This is a genomic window from Pseudogemmobacter bohemicus (assembly GCF_003290025.1).
GTDB lineage: Bacteria > Pseudomonadota > Alphaproteobacteria > Rhodobacterales > Rhodobacteraceae > Pseudogemmobacter > Pseudogemmobacter bohemicus.
The window spans coordinates 153,422-169,624 of record NZ_QNHG01000008.1; the positions used below are offsets into that span (position 1 = coordinate 153,422).

A 16,203-nucleotide genomic window follows, 5' to 3' on the forward strand; every position below is an offset into this window, starting at 1 on the left:
GCCCTTGACCGGGGCGGAGATCCGGGGCAAAGCCAGATCAACATGAGTTGACAATTCCCTGACAGGCCCTGCCGCGTGACCTTCCTTTCGGTTCATCCCTTCCTTTCGTTCAATCTCGCCGTGGTTCTGCTGATCCTTGGCAAGATACTGACGCTGAACCTTGATCTCTTGCGCCGCTATTCCATCCCGGAACCGGTGGCGGGCGGGTTTCTCTGCATTGCAGTGACGGGGGGCCTTTGGGCGGTCTTCGATCTGCGCGTCGCGTTCGAGGTCGGAATCCGCGATTTTCTGCTGCTGGTTTTCTTTGCCGGGATCGGGCTGAAATCCGATATACGCACCTTGCTTGCCGGGGGCAGGCCGCTGGTGATCCTGCTGGTCCTCGCCACCGGATTCATCCTCTTGCAGAACTTCGCGGGCATGGGGCTGGCCGGGCTTTTCGGGATGGCGCCGCAGGCCGGGCTGATGGTCGGCTCGGTCTCGCTGACTGGCGGGGTGGGGACGACGCTGGCCTGGGCGCCGATCTTCGCCGAACGGCTTGGCATCAGCAACGCGCTGGAGCTGGGCGTTGCCGCCAATACCGTCGGGCTGATCGCGGCCTGTGTGATCGGCGGGCCGATTGCGGCGCTGCTGATCCGGCGGGGCGGGCTGAAGGCCGAGGGCAGGCGCGATCTGGATATCGGCGTTCCGAATGAGGGGCGCGCGGTCAGGATGGACTACTTCTGTATCCTCTGGGCGATTTTGGCGCTGAATGTCACGGTGCTGCTCGGGCTGGCGCTGCATGAGGCAATCGCGGCCGCAGGCGTAACGCTGCCGGCCTTTGTCAGCTGCCTTGTTGCCGGGATCATTCTGCGCAACCTCTTGCCGCTGGCGCCTAGGCGGCTGGTGCGCCGGGTCTGGCCGGGGGTGGATGATGCCCTGGCGCTGATCTCGGATCTCTCGCTGGGGCTTTTCCTGATCATGGCGCTGATGGGGTTGCAGATCTGGGAGCTGAGCGGCGTGTTGCTGTTCATCACCGTGGCGCTGGTGGTGCAGGTCCTGCTGACGGTCGGGTTCACGATCTGGGTCGTCTTCCCGGCAATGGGGCGCGATTATGAGGCGGCAGTGATCTCGGCCGGGTTTGGCGGCATCACGCTGGGCTCAACCGCCACGGCAATTGCCAATATGACCGCCGTGGCGCAACAACATGGCGCGGCGCACCGCGCCTTTGTCATCGTGCCGCTGGTCTGCGGCTTTTTCATCGATATCGTCAATGCGCTGATCATCTCGGCGCTGGTTGGCTAGGATGGAGAGCGCGGGTATCTGGGCCTCGCTCCTGGGCGGGATCGGGCTGTTTCTGCTGGGGATGCAGATGATGACGGCGGGGCTGACCCAGGCCGCGGGCCCGGCCCTGCGCTCGGGGCTGGAATTCGCCACCCGCTCGCGCCTGCGCGCCTTCGCGGTCGGGACGGGGATCACCGCCCTCACACAATCCTCCAGCGCGGTGACGGTCGCAAGCATCGGTTTCGCCAATGCGGGCCTCGTGAGTTTCGCCAACCTGGTCTGGGTGATCTATGGCACCAGTCTTGGCAATACGATGACCGGCTGGATCGTCGCGCTGATGGGGGCAAAGTTCAGCATCGGTGCGCTGGCGCTGCCTTTCCTGGGCCTTGGCATGATCGCACGGCTTTTGCTGCGCGGGCGCGAACGCGCGGCGGGACTGGGCGAGGCGCTGGCGGGATTTGGCGCGTTTTTCCTTGGGATCGGCACTTTGCAGGTGGCGTTTTCCGGCCTGACGCCGCAGATCCTTGCCCTGACCGAACCGCTTGCCGGGGCAGGGTGGGAGCGCCCGGCTTTTGTTGGCCTTGGCATTGCCATCACCCTTCTGACGCAAAGCTCCAGTGCGACAATCACCCTTGTCCTCGGGGCCGCCGCCGGTGGGGCGCTTGGCTTCAGCCAGGCGGCGGCGCTGATCATCGGGGCGAGTATCGGCACCACCTCGACCGCCGCTTTCGCCGCCATCGGGGCCACCAGCGCGGCAAAGCGGATCGCGACCAGCCATGTCGCTTTCAACATCCTCGCGGGCGGGGTGGCGGTTCTGATCCTGCCGATCCTTGCGTGGCTCTGTCTCTGGCTTGTCGGCGGCGAGGCGAATATCGTCACTGGCCTCGCGCTGTTTCACATGCTTTACATCCTGATCGGCGCGCTGGTGATGATCCCGCTGAACCCGGTCTTCCTGCATATCCTGACCACCCGCTTCCGGGCCGGAGAGGATGAGATCGACCGGCCGCGCTATGTCGATGCCACCCTGTCGCAGCTGCCGGAGCTGGCATTGCGGGCCCTCGCGCTGGAATTCTCACGTTTGCTGCGCGAGTATTTCGCCCTGGCCCGCGCAAGGGTGGAGGGCCAGGCGCTGCCGCCCGATGCGCTGGCGGATCTCGCTTCGCTGGGGGAGAGGCTGCGCGATCAGCTGGCCGAGGTCGGGCGCAACCCCCTGCCGCCTGCGCAGGTGGCGGTGCTGTCCGATGGTCTGCGGGTGTTGATCTGGCTGGATGAGATGTCACGCCAGATCGCGGCTTTGGCGCCGCCGCCGAAATCCCGGGTGCAACCGGATGAGGCCGCTCTCGCCAGAGAGGTGATGGTTCTGGGCGATCTGCTGCAGATCCCGGTCGAACCGGCCCTGCGCCACCGGCTGGAGGCACGGGTTGCCGATGCCCGCACCGCCTATGAGCAGATCAAGACCGATCTGCTGGACCGCATGGCCCATGGCACCGTTGATTTCCGCGAGGCCGAGCAGGCGATCAACCATGGCAAGGCGCTCTCCGACCTTGCCGTGCTGGTGGCCAAGATCCAGTCGGTTCTGATCCCCTGGCTTGACCGGGAGCAACTGGCCGGAGCCGTGCCCGGTTCTGGCTGATCGTGTGAAGGACTTCGAAACAGATTTGTCATCACTTGTTGATTCAGATCAATTTACGTGTCCGGCTTGCGATCTATACATCTTCTGATTGCGGCGCTTCCGCAAATCTGCCCGGAAATTTCCCAGGGGCGGCGCGCCGCCCTGTGTCCGGGCGGTCATTCGGCCAGTGACGGGCTCTGCCCTGCCAGCCCATATCGGTTTCCCGGAGGAGGTAATTATGGACGACCAGGACAGGCCCACATCGCGGGCACTCCGTTTCCCATCGGCTTTTACCATTCTGTTTGGTCTGATCATCCTTGTCGCGGCCATGACCTGGATCGTGCCTGCAGGTCAGTATGAGCGTATCCACAGTGAGGCACTGGACCGCGATGTCCCCGTTGCGGGCACCTATGCGGCGGTCGAGGCGAACCCGCAGGGCATCACCGATGTGCTGATGGCACCGATTGCCGGGCTTTATGATCCGGCAACCAATCAGGCCAACGCCATCGACGTTGCGGTTTTCGTGCTGGTGATCGGGGGGTTCATCGGTGTGGTTGCTGCGACCGGCGCGATCAATGCCGGGATCGGCGGCGCGATGGTGGCGCTGAAAGGGCGTGAGAAATGGATGATCCCGGTGCTGATGGCGGTCTTCGCCTTTGGCGGCACCACCTATGGCATGGCCGAGGAGACGCTTGCCTTCTACGTCCTGCTGATCCCGATCATGCTGGCGGCGCGTTATGATGCGGTGACGGCGGTGGCGATCATCCTGCTGGGTGCCGGCATCGGCGTGCTGGGCTCTACCGTCAATGCCTTTGCCACCGTCATTGCCTCAGAGGCGGCCGGGGTGCCCTTCACCAAAGGCCTTGTGTTGCGGCTGGTGATCCTGGGCCTGTGCTGGCTGGTCTCGGTCATCTATGTGATGCGCTATGCCGAAAAGGTCCGGCAGGATCCGACGAAATCGCTGGTCTATGACATGAAGGCCGCGAATGAGGCGCATTTCCTCAGCGCGCATCAGGGCGACAGGATCGACTTCACCCTGACGCATAAGCTGGTGCTGGGAATCTTTGGCGCAAGCTTCCTGATCATGGTCTGGGGCGTTGTCAAAGGCGGCTGGTGGATGGGCGAGATGAGCGCCTTCTTCCTTGCTGCCGCCATTCTCGTGGGCTTTGTCGCGCGCTCCGGCGAGAAGAATTTCGTCGATGCCTTCGTCAATGGGGCGAGAGACCTTCTGGGTGTGGCGCTGATCATCGGGCTGGCGCGTGGCATTGTCGTCATCATGGATGCGGGGCGGATCACCGATACCGTGCTGCACTGGGCCGAGCTGTCGGTCGGCGGCCTGGGCGAAGTGGCCTTCATCAATGTGATGTACTGGCTGCAGGTGCTGATGTCCTTCTTCGTGCCCTCATCCTCGGGCCTCGCAGTGCTCTCGATGCCGATCATGGCACCTGTCGCCGATTTCGCGGGCGTCGGACGTGATCTGGTCGTTACCGCCTTTCAGTCGGCCAATGGTCTGGTGAATCTGATCAACCCGACTTTCGCGGTGGTGATGGGCGCCCTGGCCATCGGGCGGGTGCCCTATGAGCGCTGGCTGCGATTCATGGCACCGCTGCTCCTCATCCTGACCATCATCATCATGGCGAGCCTCAGCATCGCCACCCTGATCGCCTGAGAAAGGAAACCTGACATGACACTCAGCTATGGGGTCCATTCCGAGATCGGCAAGCTGCGCCGGGTTCTTGTCCACCGTCCGGGTGCCGCCCTGTCGCGGCTGACGCCGTCGAACTGCCATGACCTGCTGTTTGACGATGTCATCTGGGTCAAACAGGCCCGCGCCGATCACATGGAATTCGTCGATGCCATGCGCTACCGCGGCGCCGATGTGGTCTTTCTGCGCGATCTGCTGGTCGAGACGCTGGAGATCCCCGAGGCCCGGGCCTGGCTGCTTGAGCGACGCGTCAGTGAAGACAGCGTCGGTGTTGGTCTCGCCGATGAACTGCGCGCCCATATGATGGAAATGAAGGCCGATCCGCTTTCGCTGATCCTTCTGGGTGGCATGAACCGGGCCGAGCTGCCACTGGCCGATGGCGGGCTGCTTGGCCCAACCCTGCGGCCCGAGGATTTCGTGCTGCCGCCGCTGCCGAACCATCTTTTTACCCGCGACACCACCTGCTGGATCTATGGCGGCGTCACGCTGAATCCGATGCGCTGGAATGCACGCAAGCTGGAGACGGTGAATATCGCCGCGATCTACCGCTTCCACCCCGATTTCCGCGATGCCGATTTCCGCGTCTGGTGGGGTGATCCCGACCAGGATCACGGCGCAGCCACACTGGAGGGCGGCGATGTGATGCCGATCGGCAATGGCACAGTGCTGGTGGGGATGAGCGAGCGCACCACCGCCCAGGCCGTTGGCCAGCTGGCCCGCGCCCTTTTCGCGCAGGGCGGGGCAGAGCGGGTCATCGCCTGCAAGATGCCGGTTGACCGGGCCTCGATGCATCTCGACACGGTTTTCACCTTCTGCGACCGCGATCTGGTCACGCTTTTCGCCGATGTCGCCACAAAGATAGTGCCCTATTCAATCCGCCCCGGAGAAAAGCCCGGCACGCTCGACATCCGCGAAGAAAGCCGCTCGCTGGTCGAGGTCGCCGCCGAGGCGCTTGGCCTGAAAAAGCTGCGCGTGGTCGAAACCGGCGGCAATTCCTATGTTGCCGAGCGCGAGCAATGGGATGACGGCAACAATGTTGTCGCGCTCGAACCGGGGGTGGTCGTGGGCTATGACCGCAATACCTATACCAACACGCAGCTCAGGAAGGCCGGGGTCGAGGTCATCACCATTCCGGGCGCAGAACTTGGTCGGGGTCGCGGTGGCGGTCACTGCATGACCTGCCCGCTGATCCGCGATCCGGCATAAGGAGGATATCATGCCAGTCAATCTCCTGGGCCGCAGCGTCCTTAAACTCGGTGATTTCACCCCCGATGAGATCCGCTTTCTGCTGAAGCTTTCTGCCTCGCTGAAACAGGCGAAATATGGCGGCTATGAGCACCAGCGCCTGAAGGGCCGCAATATCGCGCTGATCTTCGAGAAGGATTCCACCCGCACCCGCACCGGCTTTGAGGTCGCGGCCTATGACCAGGGTGCGCATGTCACTTATCTGGGGCCGACCGGCACCCAGATCGGTAAGAAGGAATCGATGAAGGACACGGCCCGCGTGCTGGGCCGGGTCTATGACGGGATCGAATATCGCGGCTTTGGCCAGACCCTGGCCGAGGAACTGGCGCAATGGTCAGGGGTGCCGGTCTATAACGGGCTGACGGATGAATTCCATCCGACGCAGATCCTCGCCGATTTCCTGACGATGCGGGAATTCACCCGCAAGCATCTCTCGCAGCTCTCCTTCTGTTTCCTTGGGGATGCAGGCAACAATATGGGGAATTCTCTGCTGGAAGGGGCGGCGCTGATCGGCATGGATGTGCGGCTTGGCGCGCCGAAATCCTGCTGGCCGGATGCGGGCCTTGTCGCGCATTGCCGCGAGATCGCGGCCCGCACCGGCGCGAAAATCACCCTGACCGAAGATCCGGTCGAGGCCGCGCAAGGCTGCGATTTCGTCTATACCGATGTCTGGGTCTCGATGGGGGAACCCGATGAGGTCTGGGCCAGCCGGATCGAGCAACTCACCCCTTACCGTGTCACCCGTCAGATCATGGAGGCAACCGGCAATCCCCATGCGAAATTCATGCATTGCCTGCCCGCCTTCCACAATCGCGACACCGAGATCGGCGAAAAGATCTACCAGAAATTCGGCATCGACTGCATGGAGGTGAGCGAAGAGGTCTTCGAATCCGAAGCCTCCATCGTCTTCGATCAGGCCGAAAACCGCATGCATACGATCAAGGCGGTGCTGGTCGCCACTCTCGGGGGGGCCTGAGCCATGCGGGTGGTGGTGGCGCTTGGCGGCAATGCGCTTCTCAGGCGCGGAGAGCCGATGACGCCGGAGGCGCAGCGCGCGAATGTGCGCCGCGCGGCGGTGGCGCTTGCGGATCTGGCGCGCGATCACGAGCTGGTGGTCGCGCATGGGAACGGCCCGCAGGTCGGGCTTCTGGCCCTGCAGGCCGCGGCCTATAGCAGCGAAACGCTCTGGCCGCTGGATATTCTTGGTGCCGAAAGCGTGGGCATGATCGGCTATCTGGTCGAACAGGAACTGACCAATGCGCTGCCGGCCGGTGCACAGCTGGCGACACTTCTGACCCAGATCGAGGTGGACCCCGCCGATCCGGCCTTTGCCCGGCCCGAAAAGCCCATCGGCCCGCTTTATGACGCGGCGGCTGCGGCACAGGCACGGGCGGATCACGGCTGGCCGATGATCGAGGAAAGCCCCGGCAAATGGCGGCGCGTGGTGCCCTCGCCTTTGCCCAAACGCATTCCCCAGATCGGCGCGTTGCAGCTGCTGACCGGGGCGGGCGTGACCGTGATCTGTACAGGTGGCGGTGGTATCCCGGTGGTGCGTCAGACCGACGGGCGGCTTGAGGGGATCGAGGCGGTCATCGACAAGGATCGCGCCGCGGCCCTGCTGGCCGAAGAGCTGGAGGCGGATGCCTTTCTTATGCTCACCGATGTCGATGCGGTCTATCGTGACTGGGGCAAGCCTTCCGCAGCCGCGATCCGCAAATCTGCCCCCGGCACCCTGGATCCTGCGGATTTCCCGCCCGGTTCGATGGCTCCGAAGATCGAAGCGGCCAATGGTTTCGCGACAAGGCCTGGCCGGATTGCAGGGATCGGACGGTTGGAGGATGCAAGCCGCATTCTTCTCGGCAAGGCGGGCACTGTAATTGTTGCAGGCCTGTGACGCGCGCCCTTCCGGACAGGCATTCTTTGGACCGGTGCATCCGGAATTGTAGTGGAAACTGCCGGGTATGCGCCTGATCGCGGCAAGCCCGCAGCAAGACAGAGGTCAGTGATGAGCAAGACAAAAACGGTGCATTCCGATCCATCAGCCGCTTTCTCGGAAACCGTTGCAGATGTGCTCCTCGCTCTGAACGCGGATGAGCAGGGCCTGACCTCGACCGGGGCATCGCAGCGCCTGACTCAATACGGGCCGAATGAATTGCCCGGCGCGAAGCCGCAACCGATCTGGCTGCGCCTGCTGTCGCAATTCAACAATGCGCTGATCTGGTTCATGCTGTGCGGGGCGTTGGCCGCCGGCGCCCTGGGCCATCTGGTGGATGCTGGCGTCATTCTTGCGGTTGTTCTGGTCAATGCCATTGTGGGTTTTTTGCAGGAGGGCAAGGCCGAGAACGCCCTGAATGCCATCCGCAACATGATCGCGCCGCAGGCCACGGTGCTGCGCGATGGCCAGCGCAGCAGCCTGCCCATGTCCCGGATCGTTCCCGGAGACGTGGTGCTGATCGAGGCCGGGGATCGTGTGCCCGCCGATCTGCGCCTGTTGCGCGCCCGGAGCCTCACTATCGACGAAGCCATTCTCACCGGTGAATCCGTCACGGCCTCGAAGCAGGAAGAGCCGGTCTCTGAGAGTGCTGCGCTTGGTGATCGCACCTGCATGGCCTTTTCCGGCACCCTGGTCGCCACCGGACAAGGTGCGGGTGTGGTTGTCGCCACCGGGCTTTCCACGCAAATCGGGCGCATCTCGACCTTGCTGGGCGGGGTCGAAGACCTGACGACACCGCTCCTGCGGCAGATCAACGGCTTTGGTCGCAGTTTTACCCTGGTGGCATTCGTCGGTGCGGCTTTGCTGTTCGCCTTTGCCGTCATCTTGCGTGGCTATGCCTGGGAAGACGCGCTGATGGCCGTGGTCGCGCTTGCGGTCGGGTTGGTGCCCGAAGGCCTGCCGGCGGTCATTACCATCACCCTTGCGATTGGTGTCCAGCGCATGGCCGCGCGGCGGGCGGTGATCCGCAGGCTGCCGGCGGTTGAAACCCTTGGCGCGACCTCGGTCATCTGCTCGGATAAGACCGGCACATTGACCCGCAATGAAATGACCGTCCGCCGCGTGGTAACAGCAGATGAGACGCGGATGGTCGAGGGCTCGGGCTATGCGCCAGGCAATGCGCGCCTCTATGAGCAGGAGGCCGGCCACCGGCCGGGCCTCGCGCTGGTGCGGGCTGCTTTGCTTTGCAACGATGCGCGCCTGCGCGCCGACAGCTGGCAGGTTGAAGGCGACCCGATGGAAGGGGCGCTGGTCACGCTGGCGCTGAAGGCGCGACTGGATCCGGAGGAAGCACGGGCGGAATGTCCCCGCCTTGATGAGATCCCCTTCGATGCCGCGCATCGCTTCATGGCCTCGCTGCACCGCGTACCGCTGGACGATTGCGGCGTGATCCTGGTGAAGGGCGCACCCGAACGGATTCTGGAGATGTGCGACCGGCAGGAAACCTCAGCCGGTCCCGTTCCACTGGATGCGGGATTCTGGACCGACCGCATCACCGAAGCGGCGGCAGAAGGCGAACGGGTCCTCGGCTTCGCCATGAAGCATGTGGATATGGAAAAAACGGCGCTTGGATTCGCAGATGTCGAGAGGGGTCTGGTGTTCCTCGGGTTGTGCGGCTTCATCGACCCACCGCGCGAGGAGGCGCAGCGCGCCATTGCTGAATGCCACGGGGCGGGTATCGCTGTGAAAATGATTACCGGCGATCATGCGGCCACCGCGCAGGCCATTGCCCGACAGCTTGGCATTGCCGGGGCACCGAATGTGCTGACTGGCCACGACCTCGACCAGCTGTCAGAGGCGGATTTCGCCAGCGCTGTCGCCAGAACCGAAGTGTTCGCCCGCACCAGTCCCGAACACAAGTTGCGCATTGTCCGCGCGTTGCAGGCGCAGGGCCATATCGTCGCCATGACAGGCGACGGGGTCAATGATGCGCCCGCCCTGAAGCAGGCCAATGTCGGTGTCGCTATGGGCATCAAGGGCACTGAGGCCAGCAAGGAAGCGGCCGAGATGGTCCTGATGGACGACAACTTCGCCTCAATCGTTGCGGCGGTGCATGAGGGCCGTACGGTCTATGACAATATCCGCAAGGTTGTCGGCTGGACGATGCCCACCAATGGCGGCGAGGCCCTGACGGTGATCGCGGCGATCCTGTTCAATTTCGCCCTGCCAATGACGCCGGTGCAGATCCTCTGGATCAATCTGGTCCTTGCCGCCACCCTGGGTCTGGTGCTTGCCTTCGAGCCGCCCGAACCCGGTGTGATGCGCCGCGCACCGCGTCGGGCGGTGTCCGGCTTGCTGACACGCTTTCTCGTCTGGCGGATATTCTTTGTCTCGTTCCTTTTCATGGGATTGTCGCTGGCCCTGTTCTTCTGGGCGCAAGGCCAGGGCCGCGATCTGGACTATGCACGGACCATGGTCGTCAATCTGCTGGTGGTGCTGGAGATCTTCTATCTCTTCAATGTACGCTACCTGCATATGAGCAGCTTCACCCTGACCGGGGTGAGGGGGACCGGCCCTGTGCTGGGGGCCATCGCGGTTGTTGTGGTGGCTCAGATCGCCTTCACCTACCTGCCGCTCATGAATACGATTTTTGGTTCGGTGCCACTCGCTTTCAAAGACGGGGTGCTGATCCTCATGCTCGGCGTGCTATCGATGATCCTGCTGGAGGGAGAGAAGTACCTGCTGCGCGACCGCCTTGGAAATGACTGACATTCAATCACGTCCTGGCTTCGGGTAGCCTGTTTTGCGACCTGATGCGCCAACTAAAGCGGCTCCGGCGGCAGGTCGTAAAAAGGTGCCCATCTGCTTGCCCCTGTCGCTTGTCGGTCACTTGCCTCAAGGCAAATACTTCCGCCGCTTTCCGATACCGGATCCGGACGATACCGGGTCAGTGTATCGAGATGATCCCATCAACAGCTTTCCATTCTGATGGCCGTATCAGATGCTGATGTGCGACGCGGACCGAATGCAACGGGCCGTGAAGTTTTGCTTCCCAGAATTCCAGAAAGCCTCGCAGTTCCGGGAACTCCGGAGCAAGATCATATTCCTGCCAGACATAAGTCTGAAGGATCCCGGGATGATCGGGCATCCGGTAGTGGATTTCCGCAGTTGTGAGGCCGTAGCCTTTCAGCTGCATACGGAGCTCGCGTCCGTGAATACGGGTCATATCATCCTCCTTCGTTTGATAACCCGGACAGAGGCATGCTGTCCCGGCCAGAGCGAATTTTCAAGATGTTGGGGCGGCGCTCGCGATTTTTTGTCGCGGGAATACAGTTTGTTAGCACCGGCGGGTTGCGAGTGATATTTTTTTGACCTGACCCCTTGAAACCTCTTGTCGGGTTTCCAAAATCATGTGGCGCGCGACGCCTCACGGGTCGCGCGGCCCCGCTCTGGGCCCGGTCTTTCCGGGCCGGTCCGGAGCGGTGGAACCTCTCAAAATCTGTTTGTCCAAGAGGAGAACGATATGACGTTCCGTCCACTGCATGACCGTATTCTGGTCCGCCGTATCGACGCTGAAGAGAAGACCTCCGGGGGCCTGATCATCCCCGACAGCGCCAAGGAAAAGCCCCAGGAAGGGGAGGTCCTGGCTGTCGGCTCGGGTGCCCGTGATGACAGCGGCAAGCTGATCCGGCTCGACGTCTCTGTCGGGGATCGCATTCTGTTCGGCAAATGGTCCGGCACCGAAATCCGGCTTGATGGTGAGGATCTGCTGATCATGAAGGAAAGCGACGTGATGGGTGTCATCGACCAGCCCGCCGCCGCGAAGAAGGCCGCCTGAGGCCTTCCCCTGCAATCCAGTCGAAGAAACTGCCTGTAGAGGAGAAATCAGAAAATGACTGCGAAGGAAGTCAAATTCCACTCTGACGCCCGTGAAAAGATGCTGCGTGGCGTCGATATCCTTGCCAATGCCGTGAAGGTTACGCTTGGCCCCAAGGGGCGCAATGTTGTGATCGACAAGAGCTTCGGAGCTCCGCGCATCACCAAAGACGGTGTATCGGTCGCGAAGGAAATCGAGCTTGAGGACAAGTTCGAGAATATGGGCGCGCAGATGGTGCGCGAGGTTGCCTCCAAGACCAATGATGCTGCCGGGGACGGCACCACGACGGCGACGGTTCTGGCGCAGGCCATCGTGCGCGAGGGCGCGAAGGCTATCGCCGCCGGCATGAACCCGATGGATCTCAAGCGCGGCATCGACAAGGCGGTCGAGGCCGTTGTCGGTGAGTTGAAAGCGAATGCCCGCAAGGTGACGAAGAACGACGAGATCGCCCAAGTCGGCACGATTTCCGCAAATGGCGATGCGGAGATCGGCGGTTTCCTGGCCGAGGCGATGCAAAAAGTCGGCAATGAGGGCGTCATCACGGTCGAAGAGGCAAAGACCGCGATCTCCGAGCTGGAAGTGGTCGAGGGCATGCAGTTCGACCGTGGCTATCTCTCGCCCTATTTTGTGACCAATCAGGACAAGATGCGGGTCGAGCTGGAAGACCCGTACTTGCTGCTTCATGAGAAGAAGCTCTCGAACCTTCAGGCGCTCGTCCCGGTCCTTGAGACGGTTATCCAGTCCGGCAAGCCGCTCCTGATCATCGCCGAGGACGTCGAGGGTGAGGCTTTGGCGACCCTGGTTGTGAACAAGCTGCGCGGTGGTCTGAAGATCGCGGCGGTCAAAGCGCCGGGCTTTGGTGATCGTCGCAAGGCGATGTTGCAGGATATCGCTATCCTCACGGGCGGCACTGCGATCAGCGAGGAGCTGGGCATCAAGCTGGAAAATGTCACGCTCGATATGCTCGGCCGTGCAAAGAAGGTCGTCATCGACAAGGACAATACGACCATCGTCGATGGGGCAGGCACCAAGGCCGATATCGAGGCGCGCGTCAGCCAGATCAGAGCTCAGATCGAGGAGACCACCAGCGACTACGACCGCGAAAAGCTGCAGGAGCGGCTGGCAAAGCTCGCAGGCGGTGTTGCGGTGATCCGCGTTGGCGGTGCGACGGAAGTCGAAGTGAAAGAGAAGAAGGATCGCGTCGACGATGCGCTCCACGCGACCCGCGCTGCCGTCGAGGAGGGCATCCTTCCCGGGGGTGGTACGGCGCTTCTGCGGGCGGCGAAGGTTCTGGACAGTATCGCGACCGAGAACGCTGACCAGAAACACGGCATCGAAATCATCCGACAGGCCATCGAGGCCCCGGTTCGTCAGATCGCGGCCAATGCCGGTACCGAAGGGGCCGTCATTGTCGGCAAGCTGCGGGAAAGCTCCGAACCGACCTGGGGCTGGAACGCCCAGACCGGTGAGTTCGGCGATCTCTATGCGCAGGGCGTGATTGACCCGGCAAAGGTGGTCCGGACTGCTCTGCAGGACGCAGCTTCGGTTGCGGGGCTTCTCATCACCACCGAGGCGATGATCGCAGAGAAGCCGAAGAAGGAAACAGCGGCCCCTACACCCGCAGGCGGCATGGACTTCTGAGGATAAGCAATTGGGCCCGCCCCGTGATAGGGGCGGGCTGATTTACGGTCGCGCATCAGCTCCGCCGAGCATTCCTCGGCTGCCAATTTGTGAACACGCGCAATGGTTTCCCGTACTTGCATCCCGGAGGAGTTGGTTGCAGCCTCTTGCCCGACTTTACGGCAGCAGAGAGAAGTTCCATGGCATCGAGGCAAAGAATGGTCGGTGCAGTCATCGCAATGGCCGCGATGACTACGCTTCCGGCGGCAGCGTGGGCCGCAGAAGATATCGATCTGCGGGCATTGATGACGGTCCTGCCAGAATCCGTTTTCACCTCGGCAGAGCAGGGCTATGTCGAATATATCAGCCTTGCGAGGCTTGCGCCGGCGGGTGGAACTGTGACGTCTGCGGACTTTGGCGGGGTCGCCTGGGGTGGTGATATTCGGTCAGTGGGATCGTTAGGGGCGGATCCGGACTTGTTTCATGCGAAGTCTGGTATCGACCTGCGCGATTTGCGCTGTCTTGCTGGTTTTGGCCAGGCGCCTCGGGACATTGCGATCTGGGGCTTTGCGGATGTCCCGACAGCTAGGGCGGCCTTTGATGTCTTGCCCGACCATGGATTCGCGCCGGCCGGGTTTTTTCCCGGCGTACTGGCGAATGGCGATCCGGGTGCGATGGACTTTGCCCGCGCTGACGCAGCGGATCCCTGGCGTGGCCCGATGGGCAGAACCTCGACCGTGACCTTAGGTGACGCGGCCCTGTTGCAAGCCGGAACGGCAGCTGATTTTGCGCCTGTGCTCGGTGCCACCTCGACTGCGCTGGAAAGTGATCCCGGGCGCATCGCACTGGCCGGGATCGAGCATGAGAGCGAGGGCGTGATCCAGGCGCTGATCCTGTCGCCGGTCACGGTCGGAGCGCAGGCTATCGACCCCGCATTTCTGATCGGCAAGACACAGGCAGAAGCACAGGCTGCATTCGAGGCCGAAGTGACCAATATGGCCGCAGGGCTTCCGCCTTATTCCGGTGCGATTCTGGCCGAGGTCGCGACACCCACCGGCGCACAGGTGGTTCTTTCCCTCGCTTATCCCAGCTGCGCCGAGGCTGCAGAGGCAGTCGCGCGTGCGCCGGCGCTTTGGAACCTGATGAATCCGGCCTATGTACCGGCAGAAGCTGAACTCAGCGGCCAAACTATCGAGGCGGCACCTGGTTGCGCGGCACGGATCGTTCTGTCTGTCCGCCCTCAGCGCCCATGGAACAGTTTATGGTGATTGCGTAGCGGAGGGCTTGCGGCTCATCTTTGCCCCAGTTGGAGTTGAAGATGACGAAGAAGCCCGTGACAACGAAGGCCCCTGCCGAGCAGGTCGTGAAGGACATCCGGCGCGCGACGCGCAAGTTGCATTCGTCCGAGGAGAAGATCCGGATCGTTCTATCCGGCCTTCGTGGTGATGACAGCATTGCGGAGCTGTGCCGCAAGGAAGGGATCGCCCAAAGCCTGTATTACAGCTGGTCGAAGGAATTCCTCGAAGCTGGCAAGAAGCGGCTGGCTGGTGATACGGCCCGTCAGGCAACCTGACCCCGACCGAGGCCCGGATTGCGCTGCTTCTCGCCAGTGGAGACAAACCGGCGGCCATTGCGACCGCCCTCGGCGTCTCTGCAACCACCGTCGCCTTCCATCTGCGCAACATATTCGAGAAGACGGGTGCAGACCGGCAGGCGACGCTGGTCGGTATCCTCTTCGCTTGCCCGGCGATATCGGAAGCGTCATCGCTTCCTGTTGCCGAGGTCAATCGAACAGACCGCTGCGGCACCGAGTGAACGTCCGGACGTTTGCTCAATGTTTTCCTGCTCCTTCAAGCAGTTTCAGAAAAGCCTGCCTCACATCTTGCGGTAGCGCAAAATATGCCTTTAGAAGTCGAGCCCGTTCGCCTCTGCGCTGTGTGGATTCCGAGTCTGACAGCGACGCACAATCATCTTTGGACGTAGGCGGATTCAAAAGTGCAGGAGCGTCTATATCAAATAGCATCGCAATCTTGGCTAGACGTCTGGCGGAAAGGCTGTTTCGTCCTGCCTCGTATTTTTGCAGCTGCTGATAGCTGATGCCGCTCCCGGCCGCGACCTCAGGGAGTGACAGGCGGCGGCTGGTTCGCAGTTCCTTCAGTCTACGACCGAGGCGTTTGTCAAAGTTGTCGAATTCGTCGCCCGACTCGGCCTATCCTATACCGAACAGAAGCGAATGCTGCGGTGCGCCCCCGCAAACCATCCTTGTCACCCTGGTGATCGGGGAGGAAAACCGAACCTGTCCGGTCCCTATGACCTTTAGCACCGGAGCGCCTGGACATACGTCACAGGCTCCCCGACCGCATGGTCAAGGAATCGGCGCCGTTTCGGCCGACGTCAATACCGACGGGTTCAGGGGTTTCGACGCCCCAGGGACGACGCGTGGCGTCCCTGAAAGGAGTGTATCGGTTTCAGGGGGTTGGGAGCAAGATGGCGCGTTGGCCCCTTAGACGGGGGGCCGGTCAGGCTCCTGTGCCTTTGGTGGCCGGGGCTTCTGGTGCATCAGCGCCGTCCGTCTCACGCAGCCTTCGACCTGCAAGATTCCAGTTGTGCCTGGGCTCATCCCAGTTTTGCGTCGAGGTAAGCTGTTGGTCCACGTAGTCGCGGAACTCATCGAGAGACGTCGGAGCGGAAGAGGGCAAGGAGACGTTTGGCGCAACGGTCGTGAGACAGGATCAGGCAAACCAGTTACGCAACACGTGCCACCGAGCACGCGGGTTTGATTTGGACCTGATCTGCGAACACCATACGGGCACGCGGCAAGAGATGGCCGCATCAAAGGCCGGATACATGTCAGCACCCGACAACGCGCCAAAAAGATCCAAAATACCCTCTTGCGCAAGGGGCGGTTATACATGTTGCGTTATTCGCTTGCAGGGTGATGTGCGCCTTTC

At 62.2% G+C, this 16,203-nt stretch carries 12 protein-coding genes and 2 pseudogenes; 12 read left to right on the forward strand and 2 right to left on the reverse strand.

Annotated elements, in window-relative coordinates; genetic code table 11:
* The first annotated feature begins 75 nt into the window (after positions 1–75).
* The 7 genes from gltS to DRF71_RS26740 all read left to right on the forward strand — a co-directional run bounded on the left by gltS (position 76) and on the right by DRF71_RS26740 (position 10,524).
* Complete coding sequence (gene gltS, locus DRF71_RS26710; protein WP_112313461.1) at positions 76–1,281, forward strand: sodium/glutamate symporter; 1,206 nt, start codon at positions 76–78, stop codon at positions 1,279–1,281.
* A 1-nt stretch (position 1,282) separates the two neighbouring features.
* Positions 1,283–2,893, forward strand: coding sequence for a Na/Pi symporter (locus DRF71_RS26715; RefSeq protein WP_112313462.1), 1,611 nt, complete (start codon positions 1,283–1,285; stop codon positions 2,891–2,893).
* A gap of 217 nt (positions 2,894–3,110) precedes the next feature.
* A complete protein-coding gene (locus DRF71_RS26720; protein WP_112313463.1) occupies positions 3,111–4,541 on the forward strand; it encodes a YfcC family protein in 1,431 nt (476 codons plus the stop codon).
* Positions 4,542–4,556: 15 nt separating this feature from the next.
* Positions 4,557–5,783 (forward strand): arginine deiminase, encoded by a 1,227-nt coding sequence (arcA, locus tag DRF71_RS26725; protein WP_112313464.1) that lies wholly within the window; start codon positions 4,557–4,559, stop codon positions 5,781–5,783.
* A 10-nt stretch (positions 5,784–5,793) separates the two neighbouring features.
* Positions 5,794–6,798, forward strand: coding sequence for an ornithine carbamoyltransferase (gene argF / locus DRF71_RS26730; protein ID WP_112313465.1), 1,005 nt, complete (start codon positions 5,794–5,796; stop codon positions 6,796–6,798).
* Positions 6,799–6,801: 3 nt separating this feature from the next.
* Positions 6,802–7,716 carry a carbamate kinase gene (locus DRF71_RS26735; protein WP_112313466.1) on the forward strand — a complete coding sequence of 305 codons (915 nt, stop codon included), beginning with the start codon at positions 6,802–6,804 and terminating at the stop codon, positions 7,714–7,716.
* Positions 7,717–7,827: 111 nt separating this feature from the next.
* The gene (locus tag DRF71_RS26740; protein ID WP_112313467.1) at positions 7,828–10,524 is read left to right on the forward strand and encodes a cation-transporting P-type ATPase; all 2,697 of its coding nucleotides are present in this window, start codon (positions 7,828–7,830) and stop codon (positions 10,522–10,524) included.
* Between the two features lie 178 nt (positions 10,525–10,702).
* Here the strand turns inward: DRF71_RS26740 and DRF71_RS26745 are convergent, their stop codons facing one another.
* The gene (locus tag DRF71_RS26745; protein WP_112313468.1) at positions 10,703–10,981 is read right to left on the reverse strand and encodes an usg protein; all 279 of its coding nucleotides are present in this window, start codon (positions 10,979–10,981) and stop codon (positions 10,703–10,705) included.
* A 297-nt stretch (positions 10,982–11,278) separates the two neighbouring features.
* Here DRF71_RS26745 and DRF71_RS26750 point away from each other — a divergent pair, with 297 nt between their 5' ends.
* From DRF71_RS26750 to DRF71_RS29575, 5 genes and pseudogenes are all read left to right on the forward strand, one after another.
* Positions 11,279–11,593 carry a co-chaperone GroES gene (locus tag DRF71_RS26750; protein ID WP_112313475.1) on the forward strand — a complete coding sequence of 105 codons (315 nt, stop codon included), beginning with the start codon at positions 11,279–11,281 and terminating at the stop codon, positions 11,591–11,593.
* Between the two features lie 54 nt (positions 11,594–11,647).
* Positions 11,648–13,273, forward strand: coding sequence for a chaperonin GroEL (gene groL / locus DRF71_RS26755; RefSeq protein ID WP_112313469.1), 1,626 nt, complete (start codon positions 11,648–11,650; stop codon positions 13,271–13,273).
* 89 nt (positions 13,274–13,362) lie between these two features.
* Entirely contained in the window at positions 13,363–14,520 is a 1,158-nt protein-coding gene (locus DRF71_RS26760) for a hypothetical protein (RefSeq protein WP_157971300.1), read from the forward strand.
* 50 nt (positions 14,521–14,570) lie between these two features.
* Positions 14,571–14,822 (forward strand): annotated as a pseudogene (locus DRF71_RS26765) (transposase); the annotation flags it as partial.
* A gap of 26 nt (positions 14,823–14,848) precedes the next feature.
* Positions 14,849–15,067, forward strand: coding sequence for a helix-turn-helix transcriptional regulator (locus tag DRF71_RS29575; protein ID WP_408634573.1), 219 nt, complete (start codon positions 14,849–14,851; stop codon positions 15,065–15,067).
* 16 nt (positions 15,068–15,083) lie between these two features.
* On the opposite strand, the pseudogene DRF71_RS29580 reads toward DRF71_RS29575, so the two are convergent.
* Positions 15,084–15,413, reverse strand: a pseudogene (locus tag DRF71_RS29580) (helix-turn-helix domain-containing protein); the annotation flags it as partial.
* Positions 15,414–16,203: the final 790 nt, after the last annotated feature.

What these genes read in the sequence shown, in the direction of transcription:
- DRF71_RS26715 (WP_112313462.1), top strand. Translation starts at nt 1,283, where the DNA reads ATGGAGAGCGCGGGTATCTGGGCCTCGCTCCTGGGCGGGATCGGGCTG.
- DRF71_RS26720 (WP_112313463.1), top strand. Translation starts at nt 3,111, where the DNA reads ATGGACGACCAGGACAGGCCCACATCGCGGGCACTCCGTTTCCCATCG.
- arcA (WP_112313464.1), top strand. Translation starts at nt 4,557, where the DNA reads ATGACACTCAGCTATGGGGTCCATTCCGAGATCGGCAAGCTGCGCCGG.
- argF (WP_112313465.1), top strand. Translation starts at nt 5,794, where the DNA reads ATGCCAGTCAATCTCCTGGGCCGCAGCGTCCTTAAACTCGGTGATTTC.
- DRF71_RS26735 (WP_112313466.1), top strand. Translation starts at nt 6,802, where the DNA reads ATGCGGGTGGTGGTGGCGCTTGGCGGCAATGCGCTTCTCAGGCGCGGA.
- DRF71_RS26740 (WP_112313467.1), top strand. Translation starts at nt 7,828, where the DNA reads ATGAGCAAGACAAAAACGGTGCATTCCGATCCATCAGCCGCTTTCTCG.
- DRF71_RS26745 (WP_112313468.1), bottom strand. Translation starts at nt 10,981, where the DNA reads ATGACCCGTATTCACGGACGCGAGCTCCGTATGCAGCTGAAAGGCTAC.
- DRF71_RS26750 (WP_112313475.1), top strand. Translation starts at nt 11,279, where the DNA reads ATGACGTTCCGTCCACTGCATGACCGTATTCTGGTCCGCCGTATCGAC.
- groL (WP_112313469.1), top strand. Translation starts at nt 11,648, where the DNA reads ATGACTGCGAAGGAAGTCAAATTCCACTCTGACGCCCGTGAAAAGATG.